This window comes from Hymenobacter taeanensis (genome assembly GCF_013137895.1).
GTDB lineage: Bacteria > Bacteroidota > Bacteroidia > Cytophagales > Hymenobacteraceae > Hymenobacter > Hymenobacter taeanensis.
Genome location: NZ_CP053538.1, coordinates 4,251,949 through 4,278,437 on the forward strand (window position 1 = coordinate 4,251,949; position 26,489 = coordinate 4,278,437).

General features: G+C 56.2%; 24 protein-coding genes. 13 read left to right on the forward strand and 11 right to left on the reverse strand.

The window, feature by feature from the left end; translation table 11 throughout:
• Positions 1-50: 50 nt before the first annotated feature.
• From HMJ29_RS17825 to HMJ29_RS17845, 5 genes are all read left to right on the forward strand, one after another.
• The gene (locus HMJ29_RS17825) at positions 51-416 is read left to right on the forward strand and encodes a CoA-binding protein (RefSeq protein ID WP_171592762.1); all 366 of its coding nucleotides are present in this window, start codon (positions 51-53) and stop codon (positions 414-416) included.
• Between the two features lie 176 nt (positions 417-592).
• The gene (locus HMJ29_RS17830; RefSeq protein ID WP_171592763.1) at positions 593-1,021 is read left to right on the forward strand and encodes a hypothetical protein; all 429 of its coding nucleotides are present in this window, start codon (positions 593-595) and stop codon (positions 1,019-1,021) included.
• Positions 1,022-1,265: 244 nt separating this feature from the next.
• Positions 1,266-1,850, forward strand: a complete 585-nt coding sequence (locus HMJ29_RS17835; RefSeq protein WP_171592764.1) for an RNA polymerase sigma factor — start codon at positions 1,266-1,268, stop codon at positions 1,848-1,850.
• Positions 1,831-2,682 carry a hypothetical protein gene (locus HMJ29_RS17840; protein WP_171592765.1) on the forward strand — a complete coding sequence of 284 codons (852 nt, stop codon included), beginning with the start codon at positions 1,831-1,833 and terminating at the stop codon, positions 2,680-2,682. Before HMJ29_RS17835 ends, HMJ29_RS17840 begins: the two co-directional genes overlap by 20 nt.
• Positions 2,683-2,706: 24 nt before the next feature.
• Positions 2,707-3,852: a porin family protein gene (locus HMJ29_RS17845; RefSeq protein ID WP_171592766.1), complete on the forward strand. Its 1,146-nt coding sequence runs from the start codon at positions 2,707-2,709 to the stop codon at positions 3,850-3,852.
• 110 nt (positions 3,853-3,962) lie between these two features.
• On the opposite strand, the gene HMJ29_RS17850 is transcribed toward HMJ29_RS17845, so the two are convergent.
• Positions 3,963-4,709: an RNA methyltransferase gene (locus tag HMJ29_RS17850; protein WP_171592767.1), complete on the reverse strand. Its 747-nt coding sequence runs from the start codon at positions 4,707-4,709 to the stop codon at positions 3,963-3,965.
• On the opposite strand from HMJ29_RS17850, the gene tamL reads away from it, so the two are divergent.
• Positions 4,700-7,321, forward strand: a complete 2,622-nt coding sequence (tamL, locus tag HMJ29_RS17855; protein ID WP_171592768.1) for a translocation and assembly module lipoprotein TamL — start codon at positions 4,700-4,702, stop codon at positions 7,319-7,321. The two genes, HMJ29_RS17850 and tamL, sit on opposite strands and share 10 nt — an antisense overlap.
• Before the next feature lie 227 nt (positions 7,322-7,548).
• Here tamL and HMJ29_RS17860 read toward each other — a convergent pair whose 3' ends face one another.
• Complete coding sequence (locus HMJ29_RS17860; RefSeq protein ID WP_171592769.1) at positions 7,549-9,657, reverse strand: alpha-ketoacid dehydrogenase subunit alpha/beta; 2,109 nt, start codon at positions 9,655-9,657, stop codon at positions 7,549-7,551.
• Between the two features lie 212 nt (positions 9,658-9,869).
• Here HMJ29_RS17860 and HMJ29_RS17865 point away from each other — a divergent pair, with 212 nt between their 5' ends.
• From HMJ29_RS17865 to HMJ29_RS17880, 4 genes are all read left to right on the forward strand, one after another.
• Complete coding sequence (locus HMJ29_RS17865) at positions 9,870-10,391, forward strand: GNAT family N-acetyltransferase (protein ID WP_171592770.1); 522 nt, start codon at positions 9,870-9,872, stop codon at positions 10,389-10,391.
• A gap of 86 nt (positions 10,392-10,477) precedes the next feature.
• Positions 10,478-11,086, forward strand: coding sequence for an outer membrane beta-barrel protein (locus HMJ29_RS17870; protein ID WP_171592771.1), 609 nt, complete (start codon positions 10,478-10,480; stop codon positions 11,084-11,086).
• Between the two features lie 306 nt (positions 11,087-11,392).
• Positions 11,393-12,352, forward strand: coding sequence for an oxygen-dependent coproporphyrinogen oxidase (hemF, locus tag HMJ29_RS17875; protein WP_171592772.1), 960 nt, complete (start codon positions 11,393-11,395; stop codon positions 12,350-12,352).
• A complete protein-coding gene (locus HMJ29_RS17880; RefSeq protein WP_171592773.1) occupies positions 12,349-12,939 on the forward strand; it encodes a phosphatase PAP2 family protein in 591 nt (196 codons plus the stop codon). Before hemF ends, HMJ29_RS17880 begins: the two co-directional genes overlap by 4 nt.
• A gap of 70 nt (positions 12,940-13,009) precedes the next feature.
• Here HMJ29_RS17880 and HMJ29_RS17885 read toward each other — a convergent pair whose 3' ends face one another.
• The 3 genes from HMJ29_RS17885 to HMJ29_RS17895 all read right to left on the reverse strand — a co-directional run bounded on the left by HMJ29_RS17885 (position 13,010) and on the right by HMJ29_RS17895 (position 15,494).
• Complete coding sequence (locus HMJ29_RS17885) at positions 13,010-13,216, reverse strand: hypothetical protein (protein WP_171592774.1); 207 nt, start codon at positions 13,214-13,216, stop codon at positions 13,010-13,012.
• A gap of 87 nt (positions 13,217-13,303) precedes the next feature.
• On the reverse strand, positions 13,304-13,894 hold the full coding sequence (locus tag HMJ29_RS17890) for a riboflavin synthase (RefSeq protein ID WP_171592775.1): 591 nt from the start codon (positions 13,892-13,894) through the stop codon (positions 13,304-13,306).
• Positions 13,895-14,000: 106 nt separating this feature from the next.
• The gene (locus HMJ29_RS17895) at positions 14,001-15,494 is read right to left on the reverse strand and encodes a sugar transferase (protein ID WP_244679078.1); all 1,494 of its coding nucleotides are present in this window, start codon (positions 15,492-15,494) and stop codon (positions 14,001-14,003) included.
• Positions 15,495-15,608: 114 nt separating this feature from the next.
• Here HMJ29_RS17895 and HMJ29_RS17900 point away from each other — a divergent pair, with 114 nt between their 5' ends.
• From HMJ29_RS17900 to HMJ29_RS17910, 3 genes are all read left to right on the forward strand, one after another.
• Complete coding sequence (locus HMJ29_RS17900) at positions 15,609-16,262, forward strand: protein-L-isoaspartate(D-aspartate) O-methyltransferase (RefSeq protein ID WP_171592776.1); 654 nt, start codon at positions 15,609-15,611, stop codon at positions 16,260-16,262.
• A 218-nt stretch (positions 16,263-16,480) separates the two neighbouring features.
• Positions 16,481-16,999, forward strand: a complete 519-nt coding sequence (locus HMJ29_RS17905; RefSeq protein WP_171592777.1) for an acyl-CoA thioesterase — start codon at positions 16,481-16,483, stop codon at positions 16,997-16,999.
• Between the two features lie 66 nt (positions 17,000-17,065).
• The gene (locus HMJ29_RS17910) at positions 17,066-17,902 is read left to right on the forward strand and encodes a hypothetical protein (protein ID WP_171592778.1); all 837 of its coding nucleotides are present in this window, start codon (positions 17,066-17,068) and stop codon (positions 17,900-17,902) included.
• Between the two features lie 90 nt (positions 17,903-17,992).
• On the opposite strand, the gene HMJ29_RS17915 is transcribed toward HMJ29_RS17910, so the two are convergent.
• The 6 genes from HMJ29_RS17915 to alaS form a co-directional block, all read right to left on the reverse strand.
• Positions 17,993-19,144, reverse strand: a complete 1,152-nt coding sequence (locus HMJ29_RS17915) for a TlpA disulfide reductase family protein (RefSeq protein WP_171592779.1) — start codon at positions 19,142-19,144, stop codon at positions 17,993-17,995.
• A gap of 198 nt (positions 19,145-19,342) precedes the next feature.
• Complete coding sequence (locus HMJ29_RS17920) at positions 19,343-19,861, reverse strand: TlpA family protein disulfide reductase (protein WP_244679077.1); 519 nt, start codon at positions 19,859-19,861, stop codon at positions 19,343-19,345.
• A 103-nt stretch (positions 19,862-19,964) separates the two neighbouring features.
• Complete coding sequence (gatB, locus tag HMJ29_RS17925; RefSeq protein ID WP_171592781.1) at positions 19,965-21,422, reverse strand: Asp-tRNA(Asn)/Glu-tRNA(Gln) amidotransferase subunit GatB; 1,458 nt, start codon at positions 21,420-21,422, stop codon at positions 19,965-19,967.
• Between the two features lie 168 nt (positions 21,423-21,590).
• Positions 21,591-22,559: an LIC11966 family surface protein gene (locus tag HMJ29_RS17930; RefSeq protein ID WP_171592782.1), complete on the reverse strand. Its 969-nt coding sequence runs from the start codon at positions 22,557-22,559 to the stop codon at positions 21,591-21,593.
• Positions 22,560-22,622: 63 nt separating this feature from the next.
• Positions 22,623-23,486, reverse strand: a complete 864-nt coding sequence (locus HMJ29_RS17935) for an energy transducer TonB (protein ID WP_171592783.1) — start codon at positions 23,484-23,486, stop codon at positions 22,623-22,625.
• A gap of 201 nt (positions 23,487-23,687) precedes the next feature.
• Positions 23,688-26,372, reverse strand: a complete 2,685-nt coding sequence (gene alaS, locus HMJ29_RS17940) for an alanine--tRNA ligase (RefSeq protein WP_171592784.1) — start codon at positions 26,370-26,372, stop codon at positions 23,688-23,690.
• Positions 26,373-26,489 lie beyond the last annotated feature (117 nt).

A 26,489-nucleotide genomic window follows, 5' to 3' on the forward strand; every position in this document is an offset into this window, starting at 1 on the left:
GTTGCTTTCGTATACGGTACGGAAGTACGTTCCCTAGTTTTGCTCCTATCATGACACACAAGAAGACTCTCGTTCTCGGCGCCAGCGATAATCCTAACCGGTATGCTTACCGCGCCGTGCATCAGCTGAAAAACCATGGCCACGAGGTGGTACCCGTGGGCATCCGTAAGGGCCAGGTGGCCGGTATGGATATCCACACTGATCGGCCCCAGTCAGAGGGCGTGGATACGGTTACGCTGTACGTAGGCCCCCAAAACCAACCCGGCTGGTACGACTATATTCTGGACCTGAACCCTAAGCGCATCATTTTTAACCCCGGCACCGAAAACCCCGAGCTGGAAGAACTGGCGCAGCAGCGCGGCATCCGTACGGAGGAGGCTTGCACCTTGGTCATGCTGTCAATAGGCCAGTATTAGGGCCTCAGCATTCTATAGATTTACCAGAGGAGCTAAACGACTGGTCGTTTAGCTCCTCTGGTAAATCTATAGAATGTTTTTTTTACTATACTTACAAGAGTATTGACTAGCAGTCAGGGCTCGGATAGCGCACTACCCAGACCAGTTAATCTTTATCAAATCCAATGACTATACCCATGAAGTACCTACTATTTTTACCAGCGGCGCTGTTGGCGCTGACCAGCTGCAACAAGCAAACTGGAGATGTGGCGCCTACGCACAAAGTAACCGTAAGTATTGAAGCAAAAAATAGCTCAAGCGACTATGAAGGCCGCATGTTGGTGCAGAAGGAAACGGGCCTGAACCTTACTACGGTGTATTCAAAAAGTCTGCGCACTGGCTCCAGTTCTTTCAATCATAACGAGCGGCCGGTACCAGCCGGCACCACCTTCAAGGCAGAGGTACAGTTCTACCCCCTCATGCCCCAGCCGGGCGCTTCCCTATCTGGTTCTATTCAGGCCACCATCAAGGTAGATGGAGAAGTGAAGAACACGGTAACCATTTCTGGACTCACGCCTGTGAATTCAGCAGGCCTGCGCACGGCTACCATTAGTACTTCCCTCTAGGGCAAGTCTGCTTTTTACCTTCTTACAGCTGTACCAGTCAGCGCCAACTCAATTGAGTTGGCGCTGATTTTTTTATAGACTATCATTCAAGATATCCAGCACATTTACAGCCCTTTCCAGCGCTACGCTGAATTGCCTGTAAGCCCATGCTATTTTTTTCTGCAGCTTAGGCAACCCCACCCCGGCAGGGTGCATCTAGCCCTCCAAACGACTTGCTCCTGACTCAACCTTTACTCTTCCTTCCGTGACTGATGCTGACCTCATAGCCGCCTGCCGCCAAGGCAGCAGCCGTGCCCAAAAGCTGCTCTATGAGCGGTTTGCGGGCCTGATGCTGTCAGTGTGCATGCGCTACCTGCGGCGCCGCGAAGACGCTGAGGAAGCCCTGATTGTGGGCTTCACCAAAGTATTCCGGGCCCTGGACCAGTACCGCCACGATGGCTCGTTTGAAGGCTGGATTCGCCGGATTATGGTAAACGAAGCGCTAGGCCTCCTGCGCCGTAAGGAGCCCCTGCACATGGCCATCGACGATTTGACCTACGACGTGCCCGCCACAGCGGCCACGGCCGAGAGCCAGCTTAACGCCGATGATATGCTGGCCGTATTGGCCGAGCTGCCCGCAGGCTACCGCACGGTGTTTAACCTGTATGCCCTGGAGGGCTACACCCACCCCGAAATTGGCGAGCTGCTCGGTATTTCGGAAGGCACGAGCAAGTCGCAGCTCAGTAAGGCCCGGGCCATGCTCCAGCGCCGCCTCGCGGTAGCAGGAGCCCAAGCCCGGCCCTCCTCCACCTCCTCAACGAAAGAAGTATATGCAACCGGAAGATATTGATAAGCTGTTTCGGGACCGACTGGAGGGCCATGCACCCACGCCGCCCGCCTACCTCTGGGACCAACTGGAGGCCGAAATTCAGCCCAAGCGCAAGCGCCGCCCCGTTATGTGGCTGGCTGCCGCAGCCGTGGCTTTGCTCACGCTGCTGGGAGGCGCCTGGTTGCTGCTGTTGCAACAGGGCCCAAGCAGTGGCCTAAGTACCGGCACCGTGGCTTCAGCTGCTAACCCGAGCCCCGAAAAAAAATCCAGCATTGCTCAGGCAACCCCCACTACTCCTTCACCATCTACCACCACAGAAGCCCCGGACAAGGCAACGCCGGTAGAGGTGGCCACCTCTGAAACTTCTGAATCTCGGTCCGTGGGTGTACAACCGGACCCCGCTCCAGAAGCCCAACCTGCTGCTTTAGCTCGCACTTCGGCCCCGCGCACTGCTGCCAGCTACTCCCTGAAACCTATACCAGCTGCCGCTTCTTCTAGCCAGACATTGGCTGTCACCTCACCTAGTTCAGCTGCTCCGGAGCGGCGGGTGGGTACGGTAGCACAGCCTCTGCCGGAGCTCCCCACCAACACCCTAGCTTCCTCTACTCCCACCACATCGGCTCCTATTGGTGCTATTGAGGTGGAAGTACGCCCCGCCCCGGCTACTACTGCTATGGCTATGGCGGAGGCTTCGGAAAACAGTCACCGCCCACGCCTTGGAGCCTTGCTGCAGCAGGCCCGCAACGCCGTGCGGGGCGACAAAGTGAGCCTGACAGAAGCCGGCCTGCCGGAAATGGTAACGGTGCAGGCCCGTCTGGGCAACCGCACGCTTACCAAAGTAATCCAACTCTAACGCTGCCTTTTTCTCCTTTACGTCATGAAACGTATATCCTCTCTCCTCGCTCTCCTGGCCCTGGTACTCCTGCTGCCCGGCCGCCTGCATGCCACCGCCCGGCCTGCCTCTCACCCCGACGACACCATCATTGTGAAGCTGCCTAACCAGGCCACCATGACGCTGTTCGTGAAGAACAAGGCCCAGCTGCGCGAGATGCGCAACTACAAGCTCGACTCGTTGCTGGTACTGCTGGACGGCTACATCACTCAGGCTGAGGCCGCCGGCAAGAGCTCGAAGTCGGACCAGGTAACCATGGAGTTCTACCCCGCTAAAGACCAGCCCGGCAAGAAAGTACCTGAGCAGATTCGCATCACGGTGCGCTCCGAGGATGGCAAAACCAGTTCCAAAACAATGAGCCGCACTGACGTGGTACTGGGCCGTGTGTTTGGGATGACAGTGTACGACGACCAGGATGATAAGGACCACGACCACGTTTCCGTGCGCATCAGCTCCACCCCCGACTCCGTGAAGCAGGCGGAGCGCAAGGCCAAGCAGGAAGAGCGCGCCAACCGGGCCGTGCACACCAGCTTCGATATAGACCTGGGCCTGAATACTTTGGTCAACAAATCAGTGGCGCAAGGTGAAATCAACCCCGATTTGCGCCCCATTGGCTCCCGCTACCTGAGCCTGAACTACCACTACAACATTCGGGTAGGTAGCAAAGGCTCGCCATTCCATTTCATTACAGGCCCGGAGCTAGCCTTCAACAACTTCATGCTGGATAAGAACTACCGCTTCGTGGATGACAATAACATCACGCGGGTTGAGGCCGACCCCCGCAATCTGGAGAAGAGCAAGCTTGTCATGACCACCCTGAACCTGCCCCTTATGGCTTCGTTGCAGTTCAAGGGTAAGAACGGCCACGATGGGTTCCACATTGGCGCTGGTGGCTTTGCCGGCTACCGCCTGGGTTCACACACCAAGCTGAAGTATGAGGAAGAGGGCCGCACCCGCAAAGACAAAGACCGTGGCAGCTATAACCTCTCTGACTTCCAATATGGCCTACAGGGCGTTATCGGCATCCGCGGCCTTGACCTGTTTGCCAAGTATAACCTCAACGATACGTTCAAGGAAAACCGCGGCCCTCAGGCCCAGGCCCTGAGCTTCGGTATCACGCTGCTGCACTAGTATTTTTTCAGTGAATAGATAAAAAACAGGCCTAGCGAATGTGCTAGGCCTGTTTTTTATCCAAGCTAACCAGCGTATGCAGAGAATTCTGTCCAACGCCAGTGGAATTTCTACTCATTCCGATAGAAGTTGTCAAGTAGAATTGCTGCCGATACTGCCACGTTGAGGCTTTCGGCCTGCCCCCGACCAGGAATATGCAGGCGCTGGGTCAGGCAGGCTTCTACTTCCGGAGTGAGACCGTGCGATTCGCTGCCCATGATGAGTACGCCGGTGGGGCGCAGAGTAAGCCGGTGCACGTTCTCGCCGTGCAAGTCGGCCCCATAAATAGGTAACTCAGGGGCTACGCTTTGGAGCCAGGCCGGTAGCTCCCGCTGCCACACAGGCACACGCGTGAACGAGCCCATAGTAGCTGCTACTGTTTTAGGAGCCCATGGGTCGGCGCAGGTTTCGGAGCAGATTACCCCGGCCAGGCCATACCAGTCGGCGAGCCGAATAAGCGTACCCACATTGCCGGGGTCACGCACCTGATCTAGGGCCAGCAGCAGGCTACCTGGGCTGGGCTGCAGGGGCTGCTCCTGGGGCAGGCGGGCAATGGCTAACGCGGTGGTATTATTGGCCAGCGTGCCGAGTTTCGTAAGTTCGTCCTCCGTGACAATGTCAACGGGCACGGAGGATGGCAGCTGCGCCTGAATTTTCTCAGCAAAATCAGACGTAACAATCACCCGTTCCGTTAGAAGTCCGGAACTTAGCAGCTCTTTTACGCTTTTGCCGCCTTCTACCAGGAAAGCGGCGTGCCGAAGTCGATACTTCTTCAGGTGCAGCGCGTGCACGTATTTCGCTACTGCTTTTGAAACCATATTCGCTATTTAACGAGGCCCCCACCAGAGGGCTTTTTTCAGGAAAGAAAACGCGGGCGGCCCTGGGCAGCCTGCTGCTACTTAGTGGCCTAGCGGGCTGCTCACCGCTGCGCCTGCTCCAGCCGGGGCAGCGCCTGCTGAGCCGCGTGCAGATTGAGGGGGTCAAGAAAGCCGACCCTGAACGCCTGCAGGCTCTGGCGCAGCAGAAGCCCAATAGTACGTTTCCGCTGCCAAAGCTAGCAATCTATCAGCTAGGGCGTAAATTTTACAACCCCGAAAAGCTTCAGCGCAAGCTTGATGAGGACCGCACCCATTACGACCAGCTCATTAAGGAAGCCGGTACCGACTCTGTGGAAGTGGGTAAGCTCCTAACCAAGCGAGAGCGGCATACGCGGCGCCACCAGCTGGCCCTGGATAAGGGCAATGCCATTATGCGCATAGGGGAAGCGCCCGTCATTTACGACTCGGCCCTCACGCGGGCCAGCGTTGAGCAAATGGCCACGTTCCTTAAGTCTAAGGGCTTCTTTAGGAGTGGAGTTACAGCCACTGACACCGTGCCCACGCGGCTCTTCTCCCCGTTCCGGGTGTTTACCCTGCGCAGCCCCTTCCATACGGAACCCCGCCGCGTAACAGTGGTGTACCACGTTACGGAAAACGAGCCTTTCCACTACAGCCAGCTCGACTACGACATACAGGACACTGCGGTGGCAGAGCGGGTACTGATCAGCTTGCCCCAGAGCCTGCTGCACGTAGGAGACCAATACGATGAGGAAGTCATTGGGGCGGAGCGTAACCGCATTGAAGACCTGCTGAAAAACCAGGGGTACTATGATTTTCGCCAGCAATACATAACACTGGAAGCTGATACCAGTTTTGCCCCTACTACCGTGCGCCTACGCACCATCATCAGCAAGCCCAACCGCGGCGAGTACCATCGCCTCTACACCATCAGGCGGGTAAACTTCATTACTGATGCTGGCGTGGTGCGCTTTGGGCAGAACCGCGACACACTCATCCGCGACTCCATCTACTACCTGGCCTACAAGCACAAATTCAGCACCCGCACCCTCGACCGGAAAGTGGAAGTCCGGCCCGGCGAACCGTACAGCCAGATCAACACTCAGCTTACTCAACGCCAGCTGGCCAACCTGGATATGTTCCGCTTCAGTACGGTGACATACCGGCGCCTGCGCGGCGACGATGCCCCCACTGACTCAACCCGCGGCTTGCTGGATGCCACTATTAATGCTTCGCCGGCCAAGAAATACCAGGAAACCTCTGAATTTGGTGGCACCTACGTAGCGCGGCAAGTAGGGCCATTTGGCAATGTGCGCTTAAAAGTCAGGAATGTATTTGGAGGCGCTGAATTACTGGAATTCGGCGTGCGGGCCGGCTTTGAAGGGCAGTACAACATTGCCGGTCAAACCAGCGACAACACGAACAATAGCTTGCTTACCACGCAGCTAGGCGCAAACGTTAACCTGGTGCTGCCTCAGTTCCTGATTCCGTGGCGCCCCAACCGCTACCTGAATCAGTATAACCCCCGCACGCGTTTCAACGCCAGCTACACCTACGTAAAGCGGCCCGCCCAGTATACCCGCACCAACGTGGAGGGCACGCTGGACTATATCTGGCAACGCTCCACTTTCCATCAGTACGTGCTTACCCCCTTCGACCTAAGCATCGTTCGGACGGCAGCTATTACGGACACTTATTTCAACTTATTACAACAGTTATCGCTCACTCAGAACACACCCGTTCTACGCAGTTTTGATAACCTGTTTGTCCCGAGCTTTAGTGCTACCTCGCTGTATAATTCCAACGACTTCAACGAAACCCGGGCAGGCCAGTACCTTCGTCTCTTCGCCGAAGTTGGGGGCCTCACCCGAAATCTGTACCAAAAGCAGCCGGTAATTATCAGCCTCAGACCCACCGTGAATGACCGGCTGAAAACCTATGACTTTGCAAAGTTTACCGCTGATTACCGCCGCTACTACAAGCTCACTCCTCAAACATTCTTTGTGTATCGGCTTTCCGGTGGGGCAGTACGCTCTCTGACCAAAACGACTACCGAAACCCGCGGCGAAAACGGCCAGATTGTGCCTGGCAGCAGAACCAGCCAGCTCTTAGTGCCCTACGATAAATATCTGTTTGCTGGTGGCAGCTCAAGCGTGCGGGCCTGGAAGCCTCGCCGCCTTGGCACCGGCAGCTACACGCTCTATAAGCGCGATGCCAACGGTAATGAAACCACTGAGCGCAACTACGATCTGGAACAGCCGGGGGAGCTTTTGCTGGAAGGGAATGTAGAATACCGCTTCCCCATCTATAGCTTCGTTAAGGGTGCTCTCTTCACCGATTTTGGCAATGTGTGGTCCTTGCAGAAGGAGCCCCAGCGGCCGGGCGCACAGTTTCAGCTCAGCAAATTTTACCGGCAGTTCGCCGTTGGCTCCGGCTTCGGCGTCCGTTTCGACTTCAGCTTCCTGATTCTGCGCCTCGATATTGCTACCAAGGTATACGACCCTAATGCTCCTAACAACAAGTGGGCAATTAGCCGCTTCAGCCTCAAAGAAGATCAAACGGCCTTTAACTTAGGCATCGGCTATCCATTCTAAGTGATGACAGGCTAAAAGGGTGACTAAGTGAAGTGGCCTAGCGGCTCTGTTATTGTGAGCGGAGCACCCGCAGGACAGCACAACTACTCGTACCTTCTCTAGGCCTGAAGCCGTTGATAAGGTAAAAGCCCTTACCTCCTGCACGGAAGTAAGGGCTTTTAAATAGAGCCATCTCGCGAAGACAGGCCTAGGGCACCTTATACTCAGTCACTATTTGGGGGTGCTACCTAATAGCCTAACAGCTCAGCTAAAGCCACACCTACTTTCTCGGCGCTAGGTAGCATTTGCTTCTCTAGCTCCACATTTAGGGCAATGGCGGGCAGGTTGGCGGCGCCTAACGTAAACACGGGCGCATCGAGGTTACGGAAGCAGGTGCGCTGAATGCGACCCGCCAGGCTCTCAGCAAATGAATTCATGAGAGGCTCTTCGGTCAAAACCAAGGCCTTGCCGTGGCGGCGCACGGCGGCTTCCACCGCGTCATAATCCAGGGGGTTTAGGGTACGAAGGTCTAGCACCTCTACCTGGCCCGGAAACTGCTTGCTGGCCGTTTTGGCCCAATGCACGCCCATGCCGTAGGTAATAACCACGCAGGTTTCTCCATTGCGTAGCTTGCCAGAGTCGGCTTCCTGAGCTACGGCAGCTTTGCCCAAGGGAATCACGTAGCCAGTGGCTGGCTCCAAGGTTTTGGCATCTTCTGTGCCCGGCACTTTGCTCCAATACAGCCCCTTATGTTCAAGCAGCACTACGGGATTAGGATCGAGGAAGGCGGCCCGGAGCAAGCCTTTCATGTCGGCGGCATTGCTGGGGTATACCACTTTAATGCCGCGAATAGTGAGTAGGGTGCTTTCTATGGAGCCCGAGTGATAAGGCCCGCCCCCGCCATAGGCCCCTACCGGCACCCGAATGAGGCTTTGCACCGGAAACTTACCATTGGAGAGGTAGCATGACTTACTGAGTTCCTCCACCAGCTGGTTAAGGCTAGGCCAGATGTAGTCGGCGAACTGAATTTCCACAATAGCTTTGGCACCCACTGCGCTCATACCGGCCGTGCTGCCAACAATGTAGGCCTCCTGAATGGGCGTATTAAACACGCGGGCATCGCCGTACTTTTTGGCCAGCAAAGCTGCTTCGCGGAACACGCCCCCAAGCTCCCCGCCTACGTCTTGGCCGTAAAACAGCGCTTCGGGAAACTCCTGCAAAATATCATCCACGGCGTGCAGAGCAGCATCTACCATGAGAACCTTATCGGCGCCGGCGGGGCTTCTTTCCCCTGCTTCTTCCGTTATGGCCGGTGGGGCAAACTCGTGTTCAGTGTAAGTAGCAGGGTCAGGAGCCGGAGCAGCCAGGGCGCGCTGATAGTCGGCCTCAACGGTAGCCTTGGCCTCTTCCCCAAGCTCGGCCAGCATTTCTTCGGAGTAACCTAGCTCCAGCAACTGCTGGTGGAAGCGTGGCAGCGGGTCGTTGAGAGTGTGCGCGGCCAGGTTGTCGCCGCGGTACCACTCGCGGCGCACGCCGCTGGTGTGGTGGCCTAGCAACGGGCACTTGGCATGCACCAGAACCGGCCCACGGGTACGACGGGCGTAGTCGAAGGCCTCTTCCATACCAGCGTGGCTGGCCAGGAAGTCGGCGCCGTCAAATTGCAAACGGTGCAGGCCCTTGAAACCGGCGGCAAATTCAAACGCATCCATAGCGCGCATCTCCCGCCCCGTAGCCGAAATACCCCAGTCGTTGTCTTGCACCAGGTAGATAATAGGTAGCTGATGCAGCACGGCCATCTGCAGGGCCTCGGCTACTTCGCCCTCCGTCATGGCCCCATCACCAATGGAGCACAGCACCACGGGCTGCTCCTCAGCGTCGGGAAGCAGATGTTGACCTTCCAGGTACTTAATGGCGTGCGCCATGCCGGTGGCCGGAATGGCCTGCATACCCGTAGCGGAGCTTTGGTGCGGGATAACGGGGAAACCCGCTCGCCGCAGCGAAGGGTGACTGTAGTAGGTACGCCCACCGGAGAACGGGTCGTCGCGCTTGGCCATGAGCTGAAGCATCAGCTCGTAGGGCGTCAGGCCGAAGCCCAGCAGCATGGCATCGTCGCGGTAATACGGTGCGGCGTAGTCAGTGGGGCGCAGGTGAAAGGCTGCGGCCAACTGAATAGCCTCGTGCCCACGAGCTGTTGCGTGCACGTATTTGGCCGTTACCGCTTTATTTTCTTCGTAGATACGAGCAAGCTCAGCGGCGGTACGCATCAGGCGATAGGCACGTTGGAGCATCGCTCGGGTGGGTGTAGGGGTGGTAAACTCGGTTTCCAGCGTCGTCGTTGGGGTGGAGTAAGTTGACATGCAGGGGCGGTGGGTTGTAGGGCGAAATTACGGGTTCCCGCGGAATGGCGGGTTCCTGAAGATTTAAATTACTAGGCTTGTGTCAACTCCGCGAAGCCAGACCTTGCTAGAGGCTCCGAGGGCAGTATACAAACCAGAAGAGTTATTGGCGGAGACCCTCATTTTTAACAGTACATGCTCCACAGCGGTTCGGGGCCTTCTATTTTTGCCCTATGATTTCAGACCTTTCAATTACCAAGGCCACTGAGGCGGACATTCCTGAACTAGTGGCCCTCGTTAACAGCGCCTACCGGGGCGACTCCTCCCGCCAGGGCTGGACCACCGAAGCTCACCTGCTCGATGGGCAGCGCACCGATGCGGACGATATCCGCGACCTACTCACCACCCCCGGCGCAACCTTTCTGCTGGCTCGTACCTCCGCTGGTACGTTGCTGGGCAGCGTGTACCTGAAAAATCAGGCGCCCGATTTGTACCTCGGTATGCTCTCAGTTTCGCCAGAACACCAAGCCCGTGGTCTGGGCAAGCAGTTTATTGCCGCCGCCGAGGCGCAAGCCCGGCAACTTGACTGTTCAGGCCTGCTTATTTCAGTGATTTCAGTGCGCCAGGAGTTGCTGGCTTGGTACGAACGGCACGGCTTTCAGCGCACGGGAGAAACTGTGCAGTTTCCAACCGATACTCGTTTTGGCATTCCCAAGCAGGAGTTGGAGCTACTATTACTACGAAAAATCTTCTAACCAATCCGTTACCAGATTCCTGCCAGGCTACGCCGGTGATAACATATATCAACAGCATGAAATGTATACTAACTCTATTCTTTGCCTTGGCAGAAGTTAGCGTTGCTTACTCGCAAACCACCATTCACTTTGGCCCTCATGTTGGAGGGGTTGCAACTACGGCGGCGTACGCCGCCTATGACAAGCACAGGTTTACGCCACGTTCCGTACTAGGCGTTGCACTGGGCGGCACTATTCAGGCGCAACAGAAACAATGGGCGTTACAAATTTCTGGCCTGTATGCACAAAGAGGCTTTCGACTGCAGGATGAATACCAGCCAGTTGGTACCCCCGAAGGTACTTCCTATCTTATCAACGAAACGTATCAGCTCTCTTACCTAAGCCTACCTGTCAATCTGGCCTATACTCAGCGCCCGAACGGACAGGGGTTTCAGGTCTTCGCTGGTGGCTACGTTAGCATGCTGCTGAAGGGTCACTGGGAATACAATGATAGTTTTTTGACACCCCAGCCCAACGGGGAGGTATTCAGGTCTTCCTATCTAGGCCACGACAAAGACATACTGCCAAGTCCGAAACAGCCTACAACGGCGGCATCTGGCCTCGATTACTACATTTATTCTCGCCGCGTTGATGCAGGCCTGCAGGCAGGTATTGGGTACCGATTTTCGCGCGTGCTGATTCAGGGGGGGGTATAGTGTGGGGCTGGTGAATCTGGTTCCTGCCAACTCAGGTTCTAACGCTCTCCTGGTATATCAGTCCAGCAGCCCAAAATCCTATTCGAACAGAGGTGTTCATCTGTCAGCAGCCTACTTATTTGGCAAAACCGACTAATTAGGATCTATTGGCAGGATACTCACTCCACCCACTATCATGTTCCTAAAACTTACCAAACCCCTACCTTTGCTATAGCAAAAACAGCAGCGGCAAGAATTTCATCAGTCACTCTGGGCGCCTTCTTATGGCAATTTGCCCTGTTCATTTCCTCCGCTGTTCTACTGTATATGTCCGTTTCTGAACCTACTCTTTTCCCTGCCGCCGCCCCTGCTCCTACCTTTCGCGCTAGCGTAGAGGCCTGGATGCGCCAATTTCAGGAGTGGCTGTGCCAGCAAATTGAAGCCGCCGATGGCCTGGGCCAGTTCCAGGAAGATGCTTGGCAGCACCACAGCGGTGGCGGTGGCCGCAGCCGCATCCTTACTGGCGGACGGGTTATTGAAAAGGGTGGCGTAAACTTCTCGGCCGTAGAGGGCACCATGAGTGAGCAAGCGGCCCGCGTGCTGCTCATGCCCAACCCTAATTATTTTGCCACGGGCGTGTCGGTGGTGCAACATCCGCGCAACCCGCACGTGCCCATCTCGCACATGAACGTGCGCTATTTTGAGGCGGGCAACGGGGAGGCGTGGTTTGGCGGTGGCCTAGACCTGACCCCCATTTATGTAGATGAGGCGCAGGCCCGTTGGTTTCATGAACAGATTGCGGATGTATGCGCCCGGCACGATGCCACCTACTACACGCGCTTCAAGCAGTGGGCTGATGACTACTTCTATATCCCCCATCGGCAGGAGACGCGGGGCGTAGGCGGCATCTTCTTCGACCGCCTCACGGTAGGCAAAGATGGCGACCGTAACAGCTTGTTTGCCTTTGTGCGTGCCGTGGGCGAAGTATATGGCCGCACCTACACGCACCTGATGCGCCAGAACGCTGACCTGCCCTTTACCGAGCGGGAGAAGCAGTGGCAGCTCGTGCGCCGCGGGCGCTACGCCGAGTTCAACCTCGCCATTGACCGGGGTACCCGCTTTGGCCTTGAAACAAATGGCCGCACCGAAAGCATTCTGATGAGCCTCCCGCCCCAGGCGGAGTGGCACTATAACCTCCAACCCGAGCCCGGCTCGCCCGAAGCAGCCACTCAGCAGTGGCTGCGCAAGGGCGTTGACTGGGTTGCTGCTCCGGCTGTTCCCTCTTGATCGAATACTTACAAACCCTCGACCGTGAGCTGCTGGTAGCGGCTAATGCGCACCATACGCGCGGCCTCGATGCCTGGATGGTATTCTTCTCCGAGCGCTTCGTGTGGTTTCCGGCTTACTTCGTGCTCTTGCTTGTGCTTGGCTACCTCTTCCGGCGCCGGGCCTTTTTGCTGCTGCCGTTGCTGGGCTTAAGCGTAGCACTGGCCGATAGCGTATCGAGCCGCTTCTTCAAACCGTACTTTGCCCGCCTGCGCCCCTGCCACGACTCTCGCCTTTCGGCGGTGTTAAACCTGGCTAATGGGTGCGGTGGGCAGTTTGGGTTTATTTCCTCTCACGCAGCCAATGCCTTTGCCCTGGCCGTATTTATTGCCTTGGTACTACCCCGCCGGTTTCGATTAGCAAAGATTCTGCTGTTCATATGGGCGGCCATTGTTAGCTACAGCCGCATATACCTGGCCGCACACTTTCCCTCTGATGTGGTAGCCGGAGCTTTGCTGGGGAGCCTGCTGGCTTGGGGCTGCGCCACGCTTTATGAAAAGGGCACTGCGCGCTGGTGGCCTACCATAGCGGTGGGTACGCCTAGCTAGGCTGGGCACAGCCCTTATAACCAGAACGGGCCTTGGCTGATGCCAGGGCCCGTTCTGGTTGTGTGCGTTATTATTCGTCACCGGCAGGGGCCCGGTTGCCCGTATGCCCATCTCCACGGTCGCCCTGCCCGGGCGAGCTGGTGGTTTTAGAGTTTTTACGGTCGTCGCGGGAGAGAGAACGGTGCAAGTCATCAGATTTCGTGAACTCCCCTTTTTCGTTGCGGCGCACGTAGCGTTTATCGCCTTCAGTGGGTTCTATTAATTCGCGTTTAGACATAACTCAGAGACAGAGTGGTGGATTCTTCTGCTACGATGTTTGCCGACAACGCGTTGCTCCAGGCCTCTCTCTTCAATACCCTACCTGCTAGCGACCCAGCAGCTTAGCTACGTACTTGCCCACAATATCAAATTCCAGATTCACTTGGTCGCCGGGGCGCAGGTCTTGGAAAGTGGTGTGCTCGTAGGTGTACGGAATGATGGCAACGGAGAAGCCATCATCGGTGCTGTTGAAGCAGGTAAGGCTGGTGCCGTTGATGCAAATGGAGCCCTTTTCTACCGTTACGCGGCCGGGCCCAGGCTCATGCCGAAACCGGTATAGCCAGGAGCCGTTCTGGTCTTCCACCGACTCACACACGGCCGTAAGATCTACGTGGCCCTGCACAATGTGCCCATCAAAGCGCCCGTTGGCCGCTAGGCACCGCTCAAGATTCACGCGCCGGCCCGGCTGCCACTGGCCTAGGTTGGTTTTTTGCAGCGTTTCATCAATGGCCGTAACCACGTGAGTATTCGCGTGGCCATCCATGGCCACTACGGTGAGGCATACGCCGTCGTGGGCCACACTCTGGTCTATTTTAAGCTCCTGCGCAAAAGCAGAAGAAACGGTGAAGTGAATGTTAGAGCCTTCGCGGCGCACATCCTGGATGGTACCCAGGGTTTCTATAATTCCGGTGAACATAGTGTCAGGGAGCAATGAAAAGTTAGCAGTAAACAAGTGCAAAGGTATTCAGGTAGCGGCCCAGCCTACTTTTCTTTATTCCCCCGCCGCACTTGTCGGTTAAATCTTACTTCCCCCGGCCTTCAATAATGATTTTGAGGGTGTACAGCAGCACCCGGAAGTCCATGGAAAGGCTCATGTTTTCAATATAGAGGATATCAAACTTGAGTCGTTCTACCATTTGGGATACCGTTTCGGCGTAGCCATATTTCACCTGGCCCAGGCTGGTGAGGCCGGGGCGCACGCGGTGCAAATGCCGGTAGTGGGGCGCTACCCGCATAATCTGGTCAATGAAAAATTGCCGCTCCGGGCGCGGGCCCACAATGCTCATATCGCCCTTGATGACGTTCCAGAACTGAGGTAGCTCATCAAGGCGCACTTTGCGCATAAAGCGGCCCCAGGGCGTAATGCGGGGGTCATAGTCGGAGCTGAGGGCTGGGCCCTGCTTTTCCGCATCTACATACATAGAGCGAAATTTATAAATCCGGAACGGGTGCCCATAACGCCCAATGCGCTCCTGAGAGTAAAAAATGGGTCCCGGTGAAGAGAGCCTGACCATTACGGCCGTAACCAGATATACGGGCCAGGCCAGTAGCAAAAACAACACGGAGGCCACCACATCTACCACCCGCTTCGATATCTGCTGCCACACGGGCAGCAAATCCTGCTTGATTTCAATTAACGGAGTTCCGAATACGTGGGTGACTTTCACGGAGCCCAGCAGCATCTGATATAGGTCGGGTAGGATGCTGACCCTAGAGGGCGTACCCTCCAGAAGCGCCAGAATTTCCTCCGTCAGGCGGTGCTCAGCGGGCTCAATAGCAATGATTACCTGCTCTATGTGCATGGCCCGAATCAGGGCTGGCAAACGGCGGTACGTGCCGCGGGCGGGTAGTTCGGCGGCTAATTGCGGGTCTACCGTTTCGCTGGTGGGCACAAACCCCACAATCTTGAGGCCCAGGTGGCGGCCCGTACGGCGTAGCTCCTGGTACGTGTCGCGGGCGAGGGCGTTAGAGCCTACCAGTAAGGTATTAAAGGTAATTACGCCACCCCGGACCAGGCGCTGCACACTGGTTACGGCCCAGGTTCTGAGCACCGCCGTAATGGTGAAGTGAATAATGCAGTATGCCGGGAACGTGAGGTAGTAGGCCTGGTAGTTCCGAACTCCTTCATCATCCAGCAGCAGGGCAAAGAAAATGACTACGGCCCCCAAGAAGGAAACACGACCCAGCCGGATAATCTCAGCCAGCCGGGACTTGCGGAAAATATCCCGATACTCCCCAAACAATGTGTAGAGCACCGTCCAGAAAGCTGCAATCATCAGGGCAGAGCCCGTTAAAAAGAAGAGGGCGCCTTCGGTGAAGTGGTAGCCTTCAGTAATTTCCTGGAGCAAGTATTTGCGCACTAAGAAAAAACAAACCCACGCCAATAAAGCGGCCAGAAAGTCGGCAGCTATCAGCTTCAGTTTTTGGAAGGTGCGAATCAAGAGGGTACTAGCTGACTGGTTGCCGGGGGAGGAAGGACGGTTTTGTGGCGACGAAACTGTAGTTTCGTGCTTCATTTTGGCTTTAAAAGCCCCTACGGGCTTAATTTAAAGCTGAGCAAAGGTAGGGATTAGCGGCATTTCGCAGAAGTGTGCGCTTTGCACTAGCCCCCTACTACCTTTCTTACGCTCATGCACACTGATAGCTATCGGCACCGTGGCTTGCGCCGCACCCTTGTGGAGGAGCTCCGCCGCAAAGGCATCCGCGATGAGCGGGTGCTAGCGGCCATAGGCACTGTGCCGCGCCACCTGTTTTTCGACCCGGCCTTTCAAGCCCACGCCTACCAAGATAAAGCCTTCCCCATTGGAGAAGGCCAAACTATATCGCAGCCGTACACCGTAGCCTATCAAACGGAGCTGCTGCAACTGCGCCCACATGATCAGGTACTGGAAATTGGTACCGGCTCAGGTTACCAGTGCTGCGTGTTATTGGAGCTTACCTCACATGTGTTTAGCATAGAGTACCAACCGGTGCTGTTTGAGCGCACCCGCAAACGTATGGCGGCGCTGCATCGGGCGGCGCACCTGTTCTGCGGCGACGGTTCCCTGGGCCTCCCCCAACATGCTCCCTTTGATAAGATTCTGGTTACGGCGGGCTCTCCTACCATTCCTCGGCCCCTACTGCGGCAACTGCGCGTGGGCGGGTCACTGGTCATACCCGTGGGCGATGCTCATACACAACGCATGATGCGAGTAGTGCGTGAAAGTGAGGAGGAGTTTTCCCGGCAAGTGTTTGAGGAGTTTCGCTTTGTGCCGTTGCTAGGCCAGGCCGGCTGGAATGAATAGGTTTTTTTAATGGAGTAGGCCTGCAGTATACTAACCTTTAACATACGGTTTGATAAGCAAGGCCCGCTGCTCGTCATGACCTCGCAGCTGTCGCCCATTGAGGAAAAGGTCAAAAGCCTTCTTACCTCCTCTTAAATGCAGCTTTGGTGGGTATAATGCTTACCGGGCGGCTCGGTGCTATCTTTGCGGCCCTGTACCCAATCATACTCTGCTGCACAATGCGCAAACAAAAGCCCGTTCAAGAATCCTTCGTCAGCATGACCGAATTGGTGCTGCCCAACGATACTAATACGCTCAACAACCTGATGGGCGGCCGCATGATGCACCTCATGGACATTGCCGCGGCTGTATCGGCGCAGCGCCATAGCAACCGCATTGTGGTAACGGCTTCCGTTGACAACGTTTCATTCAGGGAAGGCATTCGCCTGGGCAGCGTAGTAACGCTGGAAGCCAAAGTAACGCGGGCCTTCAGCTCCTCGATGGAGGTGCACATTGATGTGTGGGCAGAAGACATTCCCAGCGGCACCAAAGTAAAGTCGAACGAGGCCTTCTTCACCTTTGTGGCGGTAGATCAGTCGGGGCGGCCTATTGACGTGCCTGATGCCTTACCCGAAACGGCCGTAGAGCAGGAATTGTACCATGGGGCGTTGCGCCGCCGCCAACTGCGCTTGGTACTTGCTGGCCGTCTTAAGCCCGCAGAAGCTACGGAGCTAAAAGCGCTCTTCGATTTAGTTTAAGTGGCCTAGCGCAACAGGCTTCCTTTTTGCCTAATTTCCAGTACTGGCTATTCCGTTTCGCGCGCTATGAACCCTGCTGCTGATCTTGCTTTTTTTCAGAACCTGTACGATGGGGTTTCGCTGTATGTTGTGGCTGAGCCAACGCCCAGCGAGAGCCCTACCAGTATGAGCCCAGCCTTACTACCCGCCGAGCTGCCTACCAGTAGTGCACCAGCACCAGTAACGGCGCAGGCCAGGCCAGTACCCGTCCCGCCAGTGGCAGCAGCACCTATCGTCACCGCTAATACAGCGGCCGCAAGCCAGAGCGCAGCGTCTCCTGGCACTCCAGTGGCACCCGTTGCGGCGGTTAAGTTGCCCTCATTAGCCAACTTGCAGTCAGAACAAGCGCCACCGGCGGCAGCGGGCAGCGCCCGGGAGCCAATTGTGCCCGTGTTGGCCGAGTTGCCCGCTGCGGCTGCCGCTCCCGCGGGGCGCGTGCAGCCCACGCCTACTCAGTCGCCGGTAGCACACATTCCGTTCTCCACGTTGGGCAGCAACCCCAATGGCCTCATTATTCTGGTGCGTTTGCCCGAGACTGAGTTCCGCAAGCTTCCGCGCAATGTATTCCTCAATAATATTCTCAAGGCCATCCGCCTGATTGTGGAAGACGTGGTATTGGTGAATGTAGAACACCCCACCTACCCCGTGGCCCTGTGCACGCTGCGGCAAACGCTGGGCGCACGCCAGTTCTTAGCGTTCGGCAAAAATCTGCTTGATGTGGCCGTGTACACTACCCAGCCGTATGAGCCCGTGCTGCTCTTCGGTGATACCGCCTTCCTCGGGGCCGGCGAAATCAGCATGTTGGAGTATGATGCGGGCCGCAAAAAGCAGCTCTGGCAAGCCATGCAGCGCATGTTTATGTAAGTCTTCTTTTACCTCCCAGACATACAAAGGCCGCTACCCTGCTTAGAGTAGCGGCCTTTGTATGTCTGGGAGGAAGGGGCTAGGCCACTTCTACTTCAAAACAGTAGCCAGTTTGGCGGCCAAGGCATCACCACGCAGGTTTTTGCCAATGATGCGCCCCTGCGGATCAAGCAGGAAGGAAGCAGGAATCGATTTGATACCGTAGGTCTGGCCGGCTGCACTCTCCCACCCTTTCAGGTCAGAAACGTGGGTCCAGGTAAGGCCATCGGCCTGAATAGCTTTCAGCCACTTGTCGCGGTCCTGGTCGAAGCTTACGCTGTAAATCTCGAAGCCTTTGTCCTTGAACTTATTGTAAGCCTTTACCACGTTGGGGTTCTCCTGTCGGCAAGGACGGCACCACGAGGCCCAGAAGTCAATCAGCACGTATTTACCGCGCAGGCTGGTCAGGGTTACGGGTTTACCGTCGGGAGCCAGCAGGCTGATTTCTGGGGCCTGTACGCCCAGTGCGGTTGCCCGCAGCGGATCTAGCCGGGCTACCAGACTTTTCGTGTAGCGTGAGTTTGGCTGCGACGTCTTTAGTTGCGTGGCCACTGAATCGGCGAGGGTGAAGTTCTCCTCGGGGTTCAGAATGCTGGTCACCACAAAAGCCGTCACAATGGAGTTGGGGTTTTGGCGAACCAGTTGCTGCACTGGGCGCTGGCTGGTTTTTTGCAGCAGTTCGGCCTGGCTCTGAATCGCCCGCATGGAGTCGGTGCGGCCGGCTTGGGCGGCGCGGCTGTAGCGCTCCTCTAAACGCGGCATTGCCTGCTGCATCTGCTGCTGGGTGCTCTGCAGCGCCTGGCTGTAGCGATGCCACAGCTCAGAGTCGGGAGAGCCCTTTACGCTGTAGGTGTCGCCTAGCTTCTCCGCATCGCCGGTCAGCTCCACGCGGCTGCCATTGCTCAGGGCCAGCAGCACCTGGTTTTTGTCGGTAGTTTTTACCTGATAAATACCGGCTTCGGGCACCGTACCAGAGAAGGTGAACTTGCCATTTTCCCCAACGGTAGCCGTATCACGTGACACAAATTGGGTTTCGCCTAGCTCAGCTAAGTATATCTTGGTACCGGCCGGGGCGTTCTGCAGCTGACCGTTAATCTGGTAGGTACCGGCCGCCGATCCGGCCGTGCTGGTAGTGGGAGTTGTATTTTTGTTGCAGGCATTCACCATGCCTAGCAGGGCGCCCATAAACAGAAAACTCTTCATTTTATGCATCTTCGAAGTGCGTGCCGGCTGCGGGCCAGCGTACCGTTTGGCTAAAGACAAGCGTTGAGGTTGCAAGTTGCCTATTTCCCTGCGTATTTGCGGGCCCCGCACCAGATTCTGTACCTGCCCGCCGGCTTTCTATACATCGTATACACCCCCCGCTGCCGCTTCAGTTCCAGTGGGCACGCACACCAACAGTTAATCCAGGGGAATGTATTCAGAAATCTTTTGCCCCAGGGCCCGGCCGCGCAAATTGAGGGCCAGTATGTAGCCTTCGGGGTCTAGCAACACGGAGTACGGAATAGAACGGACGCCATAGGCTTGGGCCCCAGCGCTCTGCCAGCCACGCAGATCCGAGACATGGTGCCATGTTAATTCATCGGCCGCAATAGCTTCGTGCCACCGGGCCTGATTTACATCCAACGATACGCTATAGATTTCCAGCCCACGGCTGTGAAACTGCCTATAAAGTTTACGCAGGTTAGGGCTTTCGGCTCGGCACGGACCGCACCAGGAGGCCCAGAAATCAACGAGCACATATTTGCCGCGCAGGCTGCTTAGAGCCAGCTTGCTCCCATCAGGCTGGGGCAGATTGAGGTCGGGCGCTGCCTTTATGCTTGAGCTAGCACCTGTGGTTGGAGCTGTGAGGCCGCCAGCAGAACGCTGGCAGCTTACCCCACTCAGTAACGAAAGAGGTAGGAGCAGGAGGTGGCGCATCGTATGAAAGTAGAACTGGCGTGTCATCAAAAGAGAGCGACCATCCTGCAACAAAAAACCACCGGCAAACCCGCCGGTGGTTTTTTGTTTAACGTGACAGTAACTACGCCTCTAGCTGCTGGCGGAGTAGCTGGTTGGCCAGTTTGGGGTCGGCTTTGCCGCCGGTAAGCTTCATCAGCTCACCCATAAACATGCCCGTCAGGGACTTCTTACCGGCGCGATACTCGGCTACTTTGGCTGGGTTGGCCTCCAGCACCTGCTGAATTTTGGCTTCCAGCTCGCCAGCATCAGATTGCTGCAATAGTCCTTGGGCCTCCGCTGCGGCAGCGGCCGTCTGCGTGGGGTTATCCAGCAGGTAGGGAAACAGCTGCTTGCTGGCTACCGAGTGGCCTACCTTGTTTTCATCAATGAGAGCAATGATATCGGCGAGGTGCTGGGGCGTGAGCGGAAACTGGTCGAGTGTGAGGGCGCGCTCATTCAGGTACGCTTTTACGGGGCCAGTTACCCAGTTAGCCGCAGCCTTCGAGTTGGCGGTCAGGCGGGTAAGCTCATCGAAATACAGAGCTACTTCTTTATCGGCCGTTAGCACGTTGGCATCATAGTCTGAGAGGCCTAGCTCGCCGGTAAAGCGGGCGTAAAGTTGCTGCGGCAGGGCCGGCAGCTCCGCCTGCACACGGTGCAGCCACTCATCGTCAATTACTACCGGGGGCAGGTCGGGCTCCGGGAAGTACCGGTAATCGTTCATGGTTTCCTTGCTGCGCTGCCCGTTGGTGGTGCCGGTTTGCGCATCAAAGCCACGGGTTTCGCTATCAATCACCTCGCCGGCTTCCGCCATGGCAATCTGCCGCTCAATCTCATACTCAATGGCGCGCTGCACATTGCGGAAGGAGTTCATGTTCTTCACCTCCACCTTGGTGCCAAACTTATCGGCGCCTTTCAGCATCACCGAAATGTTGGCGTCGCAGCGTAGTGAGCCTTCTTCCATGTTGCCGTCGCAGATATCGAGGTACTGCACCAGCTTCTTAATTTCGGAGAGATACGCGTAGGCCTCTTCAGCGGTCCGAATGTCGGGCTCCGATACAATCTCAATCAGAGGCACGCCGGCGCGGTTCAGGTCCACGAGGGTTTCCACCTCACCCGCCAAGTGCATCGACTTACCCGCGTCTTCCTCCATGTGAATGCGGGTGATGCCAATTTTCTTGGTTGAGCCATCTGCCAAGCGGATTTCTACGTGGCCATTCGTGCAAATGGGCGTTTTGTCCTGGGTAATCTGGTACCCTTTGGGAAGGTCAGGATAGAAGTAATTCTTGCGCGCAAAGAGGTTGTCGCGCCGAATCTGGCAGTTGGTAGCCAGGCCCATTTTCATGGCGTACTCCACGGCCGTGTAGTTCACGCGCGGCAGCGTGCCGGGGTGGCCTAGCGTAATCACGCTGAGATTGTTATTAGGAAGCGCGCCGTATTCATTCTCATCAGAAGAGTACATCTTGCTGCGGGTGAGCAGCTGCGCGTGCACTTCGAGGCCGATTACGGGCTGGTATTTGGCTTTGATGCTTTCGTCCATAGAAAAAATCGGGCGGGTAGGCCGCCGGGGCTGCAAGATACGGCAATGGCACCTTTTATGTGAAGGCTTTTACGCAAGCGGGCTTCGGCCCGTAGCGGATAGGTGCTCGCAGCCCCAAGGCCCGGTACCATTCGCTACGAACCGAAGCCCGCGTACTTCCCGCGTAGCTTAGTCGTTAAATACCGGAATGTAGGTTGCCTGGAAGTTGCTACCGGCTTGATTGTAGGCGGCTACCAGCTTCTGGTTCTGGGTATTATACCCCTTGATAAACCCATTAAACTTGTCGGCTTCCACTTTGGTGAGGCGGTCTTTGTGCTCCATCAGGCCCTGCATTTGCGTGGCCTGGTTGGTGGCAAAGGCCCCGTAGAACTTCACCAAGTTGCGGGCGGCGTCGCGGTACTGGGCATCCTTGCCCCGGAACGGCGCAATGGCGCTTAGCTCCTTGGTAGCCGTTTGGGTATCTAGCACCAACTGCTGGCGGGCGGCCTCAAAGGCAGCAGCATCCTGGGCATTCAGCGCATCCAAAAGGCGCGCCGAGGCCTTCTCCATGCGAAACTGCGCCAGATACACCTTGTGCTGGTAGCTGTTCACCTCCGATACCTGGCGCATGTAGTTGGCCAGGCGCTTGCCCTCCGGGTCTTCGGAAATGGTCATTTTATGGCGCTGGGCAAACCGCTTCTGGGCTGCGTCCACTGAGTCGTTTACTACCTGCATCTTCGCTTCGGCGATTTCCTGCAGCCGAAAGTACTGCTCCATGTTCTCGACGGTAGCCGTGCGAGTGGCGGCCAGCATGTCCACGGCCTTATAGTCCTCTGAGTACACTTTCAGGAGCTGATATAAGGCTTCAGTAGTTTGCTCCTTGAAGCCTTTATCATCCTGGAAAGCCGGCATCTTAGCCACCTTGTTCAGGGAAAGCTCCGTCTGTTTGATCAGGTCCTGGCGCTTTGAGTCAATCTTCTTCTCGTTGTCGGAGTGGGCGGCTTTGCTGATGTAGCGCAGATTCTTCTTGAGCATGGCCCGCTGCTCGGCCACGATAAAGTTGTTGTAAGCACCAGGGTCAGTAAAAGTCTGGGCCGAGGCGGTGGTGGCTAGGCCAGTCAGCAGGGCTGCGGTAAGTAGAAAGGTAGAAATGCGCATAGAATATGGGTAAAGGTGAAATGAACAGCTATAAATTGAGAGGCAGAGGCGCTAAGTTTGGCTCTAATAAGGGATTGGTGGAGAAAGACGCTTAGTGGCGGAGCGCGGCTTAAACAACGGTTCGTTATTAATAGCGAAGGTTATAGGAACCGTAAAGTACACTGGCACCGGACAACCATCCTGTCTACCTGGCTCAAAACGCGGCAGATTTTCTACCACATGTAAAGCCTCTGCATCAAGCAGTGGATCTAAGCCTTTGGCTACACGTACATGGCTGACAACACCTGTTGTGTCTACAATAAACTTAATAAGCACCTTGCCTTGCACACCCCGCCGAAGTGCCTTACCGGGGTACCGGACATTCTGACCTATGTATTGCAGAAGAGCTTGTTGGTCACCTGGAAAAACCGGCATTTTTTCGTACTCAAAAAATGGTATTTCCTGACCTTGTGCGCTGTAACAAATGCCTGTAGTGCGCTCATTTGCCACGTACATTTCTCTGCGTTTCAGTTGACCATCGGCATAATAAAGTAGTAGTTCTCCTTCTCGCTTACCGGCGGAGTACTGCTGGCGATACTTCAGCTTACCATCAGGAAAAAAACTTTCGTGAGTCCCCACAGACTTACCATGCTCATATGCCGAACGCCAGCTCAAGTTGCCGTTTTCGTGCCAGCCCTCGCTAATGCCATGCTCCGTATTACGGACAAAATCTTCATAGAAGGCCACTGAGCGAGGTTTACCGCTAATGTAAAAGGTGCGAACTATTGCGGCAGTTCCGCCCTTAGACTCAACTTCCTTCCTGTAATAAGCTCCTTCAGCGGTGGGCTGCTCCTCTCCTACTTTGTTGAAATATTTACTAGTAGGCTCCTGAGCTTGAGCGACAATACTGCTTAGCACAAGGCCAAAAAACAGCAGATGTTTTTTCATTGTATTCACGTAAATAAAAATATCTCCTCAAATATAAATATAACAAGTAAACCCAGAGGCGCTTAGATGAATTAATTACAGGTTTGCTATACTTCCCTGTTTTTGGGAGAAGTGAATCTAAAAAGAATAAAGGGCCTGCATAATATCAAATGTTGATATTATGCAGGCCCTTTATTGGCCTAATGGCAAAGCTGTGTAAGCCTAGGCCAGTGACTTGCTGATCAAGTCCTCCGCTTTGCCAATGGCGGCCCCTAGGCCACCTACGTTCTTGCCACCGGCCGTAGCAAAGAACGGCTGGCCGCCGCCGCCGCCCTGAATTTCCTTGGCCAGTTCGCGCACCAGTGTGCTAGCGTTGAGCTTGCCGCCTTTGGCTAGTTCATCATCGAGCATAACAGCCAGCTGGGGCTTACCGTCGATTTCGGCGCCGAGCACGGCCACCAGGTTAGGCACCGACTGGCGCAGGTTGAAGGCCAGGGTTTTGAGGCCATCGGCTGAAGTCGCCTGTACTTGCGCAGCAATGAAGCTCACACCGTTGAGCGGCTTTACCTGGCCTACCAGTTGGTCTTTCTGCTGGTTGATACTCTGCTGGGCAAACTGGTCAATTTGCTTGCGCAGGTTGGCAATTTCCTCGGTTTGCTTTTCAATGCTGGGGATGAGGTGCTGGGGGTTGCCCAGAGCTTCGCGCACCTGGCCTAGCAGATCTAGCTGCTGGTTTACGAAGGCTTCGGCCGCCTCAGCCGTTACGGCCTCGATGCGGCGTACGCCGGCGCCTACTGCGCTTTCTGAGGTAATTTTGAAGAAGCCAATGTCGCCGGTGGTGCGTACGTGGGTGCCGCCGCAAAGCTCCACCGAGAACTCCCGGTCGAAGGTGATAACGCGCACAAACTCGCCGTACTTCTCACCAAACAACGCAGTTGCGCCCAGGGCTTTGGCCTCGTCGATGGGCACGTTGCGGCGCTCGTCTAGCGGAATTTGCTGCCTGATGCGCTGGTTCACCAGGTTTTCCACCTGCCGCAGCTGGTCGTCGGTTACCTTAGTGAAGTGGCTGAAGTCGAAGCGGAGCAGCTTCTCGTTCACCAACGAGCCTTTCTGCGCCACGTGCGTACCCACAACCTCGCGCAGGGCCGCCTGCAGCAAGTGCGTGGCCGTGTGGTTACGACGGATCTGGTCGCGGCGAGCGTGGTCCACCTCGGCGCTAAAGTCAGCATCTAGGTCCTGGGGCAGCTCCAGCACGGTGTGCACAATGAGGTCATTCTCCTTCTTCGTGTCGAGCACGCGCACTTTGCTCAGCGGCGATACCAGGTAACCGGTGTCCCCAATCTGTCCACCTGATTCGGCGTAGAACGGCGTCTGGTCGAGCACCACTTGGTATTCGGTTTTGCCCTTGCGGTCGGTGCGGCGGTAGCGCAGGATACGGGCTGGGGCCTGCTCCTGGTCGTAGCCCACAAATACGGGCTGCTCTTCTGATTCGGTTACGATGGTCCAGTCGCTCTGCTCAGCCTCCTGGGCGTTGCGGGAGCGGTTTTTCTGGGCCTCCAGTTCTTTCTTGAAGCCTTCCTCGTCCACCGTCAGGCCCTTCTCTCGGGCAATAAGGGCGGTAAGGTCTAGCGGGAAACCAAACGTATCCGACAGCTCGAAAGCGGTTTTACCGTCAATGCGGTTGCCGTTAGCGCGGGCAGATTCCTCCAAGGCATCAAGCCGACGCAGACCGTTCTCCAGCGTTTTTAAGAAAGCAATTTCCTCTTCCTCAATTACGCGCTGCACAAACTGCTGCTGCTGCTTAAGCTCGGGGAAAATGTTCGCCATCTGGTCGGCTAGTACGGGTACCAGCTTATACAGGAAGGGCTGCTTCTGGTTCAGCGACGAGAAGGCGTAGCGCACGGCACGGCGCAGAATGCGGCGAATCACGTAGCCGGCCTTCACGTTGCTGGGCAGCTGGCCGTCGGCAATGGTGAAGCTGATGGTCCGGATGTGGTCCGCAATAACGCGGATGGCAATGTCGGTCTTCTCGTTCTCGGTGGCGGGCTGGTCGTTCACGGTGGCCGGGGCCGTGCCGTGGTACTGCAGGCCTACCTGCGAGGCAATGAACTGAATAAGCGGCTGGAATACGTCGGTGTCGTAGTTCGACTTCACGCCCGACACGGCCATCATCAAACGCTCGAAGCCCATGCCCGTATCTACGTTCTGCTGAGGCAGTTTTAGCAGCGACTTGTCGGCGCGGCGCTCGAACTCCATGAACACGTTGTTCCAGATTTCCACTACCTGGGGGTGGTCGGCGTTTACCAGTCCGGCACCGCCTTTCTGGGCTACTTCGGCTTCGTCGCGCAGGTCAATGTGGATTTCCGTGCAGGGTCCGCAGGGGCCGGTGTCACCCATCTCCCAGAAGTTATCCTTCTTGTTGCCGGGCAAAATGCGCTCCTCGGCCACGTACTGGCGCCACAGGTTCTGGGTTTCGGTGTCGGGGCCCAGGCCGTCGCCCTTGTCGCCTTCAAAATACGTTACGTAGAGGCGGTCCTTGGGCAGCTTAAACACATCGGTAAGTAACTCCCAGGCCCAGGCAATGGCGTCCTTCTTGAAGTAATCACCAAACGACCAGTTGCCGAGCATCTCGAACATGGTGTGGTGATAGGTGTCATACCCTACCTCTTCCAGGTCGTTGTGCTTGCCCGATACGCGCAGACACTTCTGGGTGTCGGCAATGCGCTTAAACGGGGCGGGCTTGTTACCAAGGAAGTAGTCCTTGAACGGAGCCATGCCCGAGTTAATAAAGAGCAGCGTGGGGTCGTCCTTCACCACGATAGGTGCCGAGGGCACAATGTGGTGGCCTTTAGAAGCGAAGAAATCCAGGAACTGCTGGCGGACGTGGCTGGCGGTAGGGAGTGACATGTAGGATATGTAAGACCGCGCCGCCAGATTGGCGACGGCAGCAAAATTGGCTATTTTGCAACTTCAGAACCCCAAATAACCGGGCTAAAAGGCATTTCTGCAAAGGTAGCCACTTCG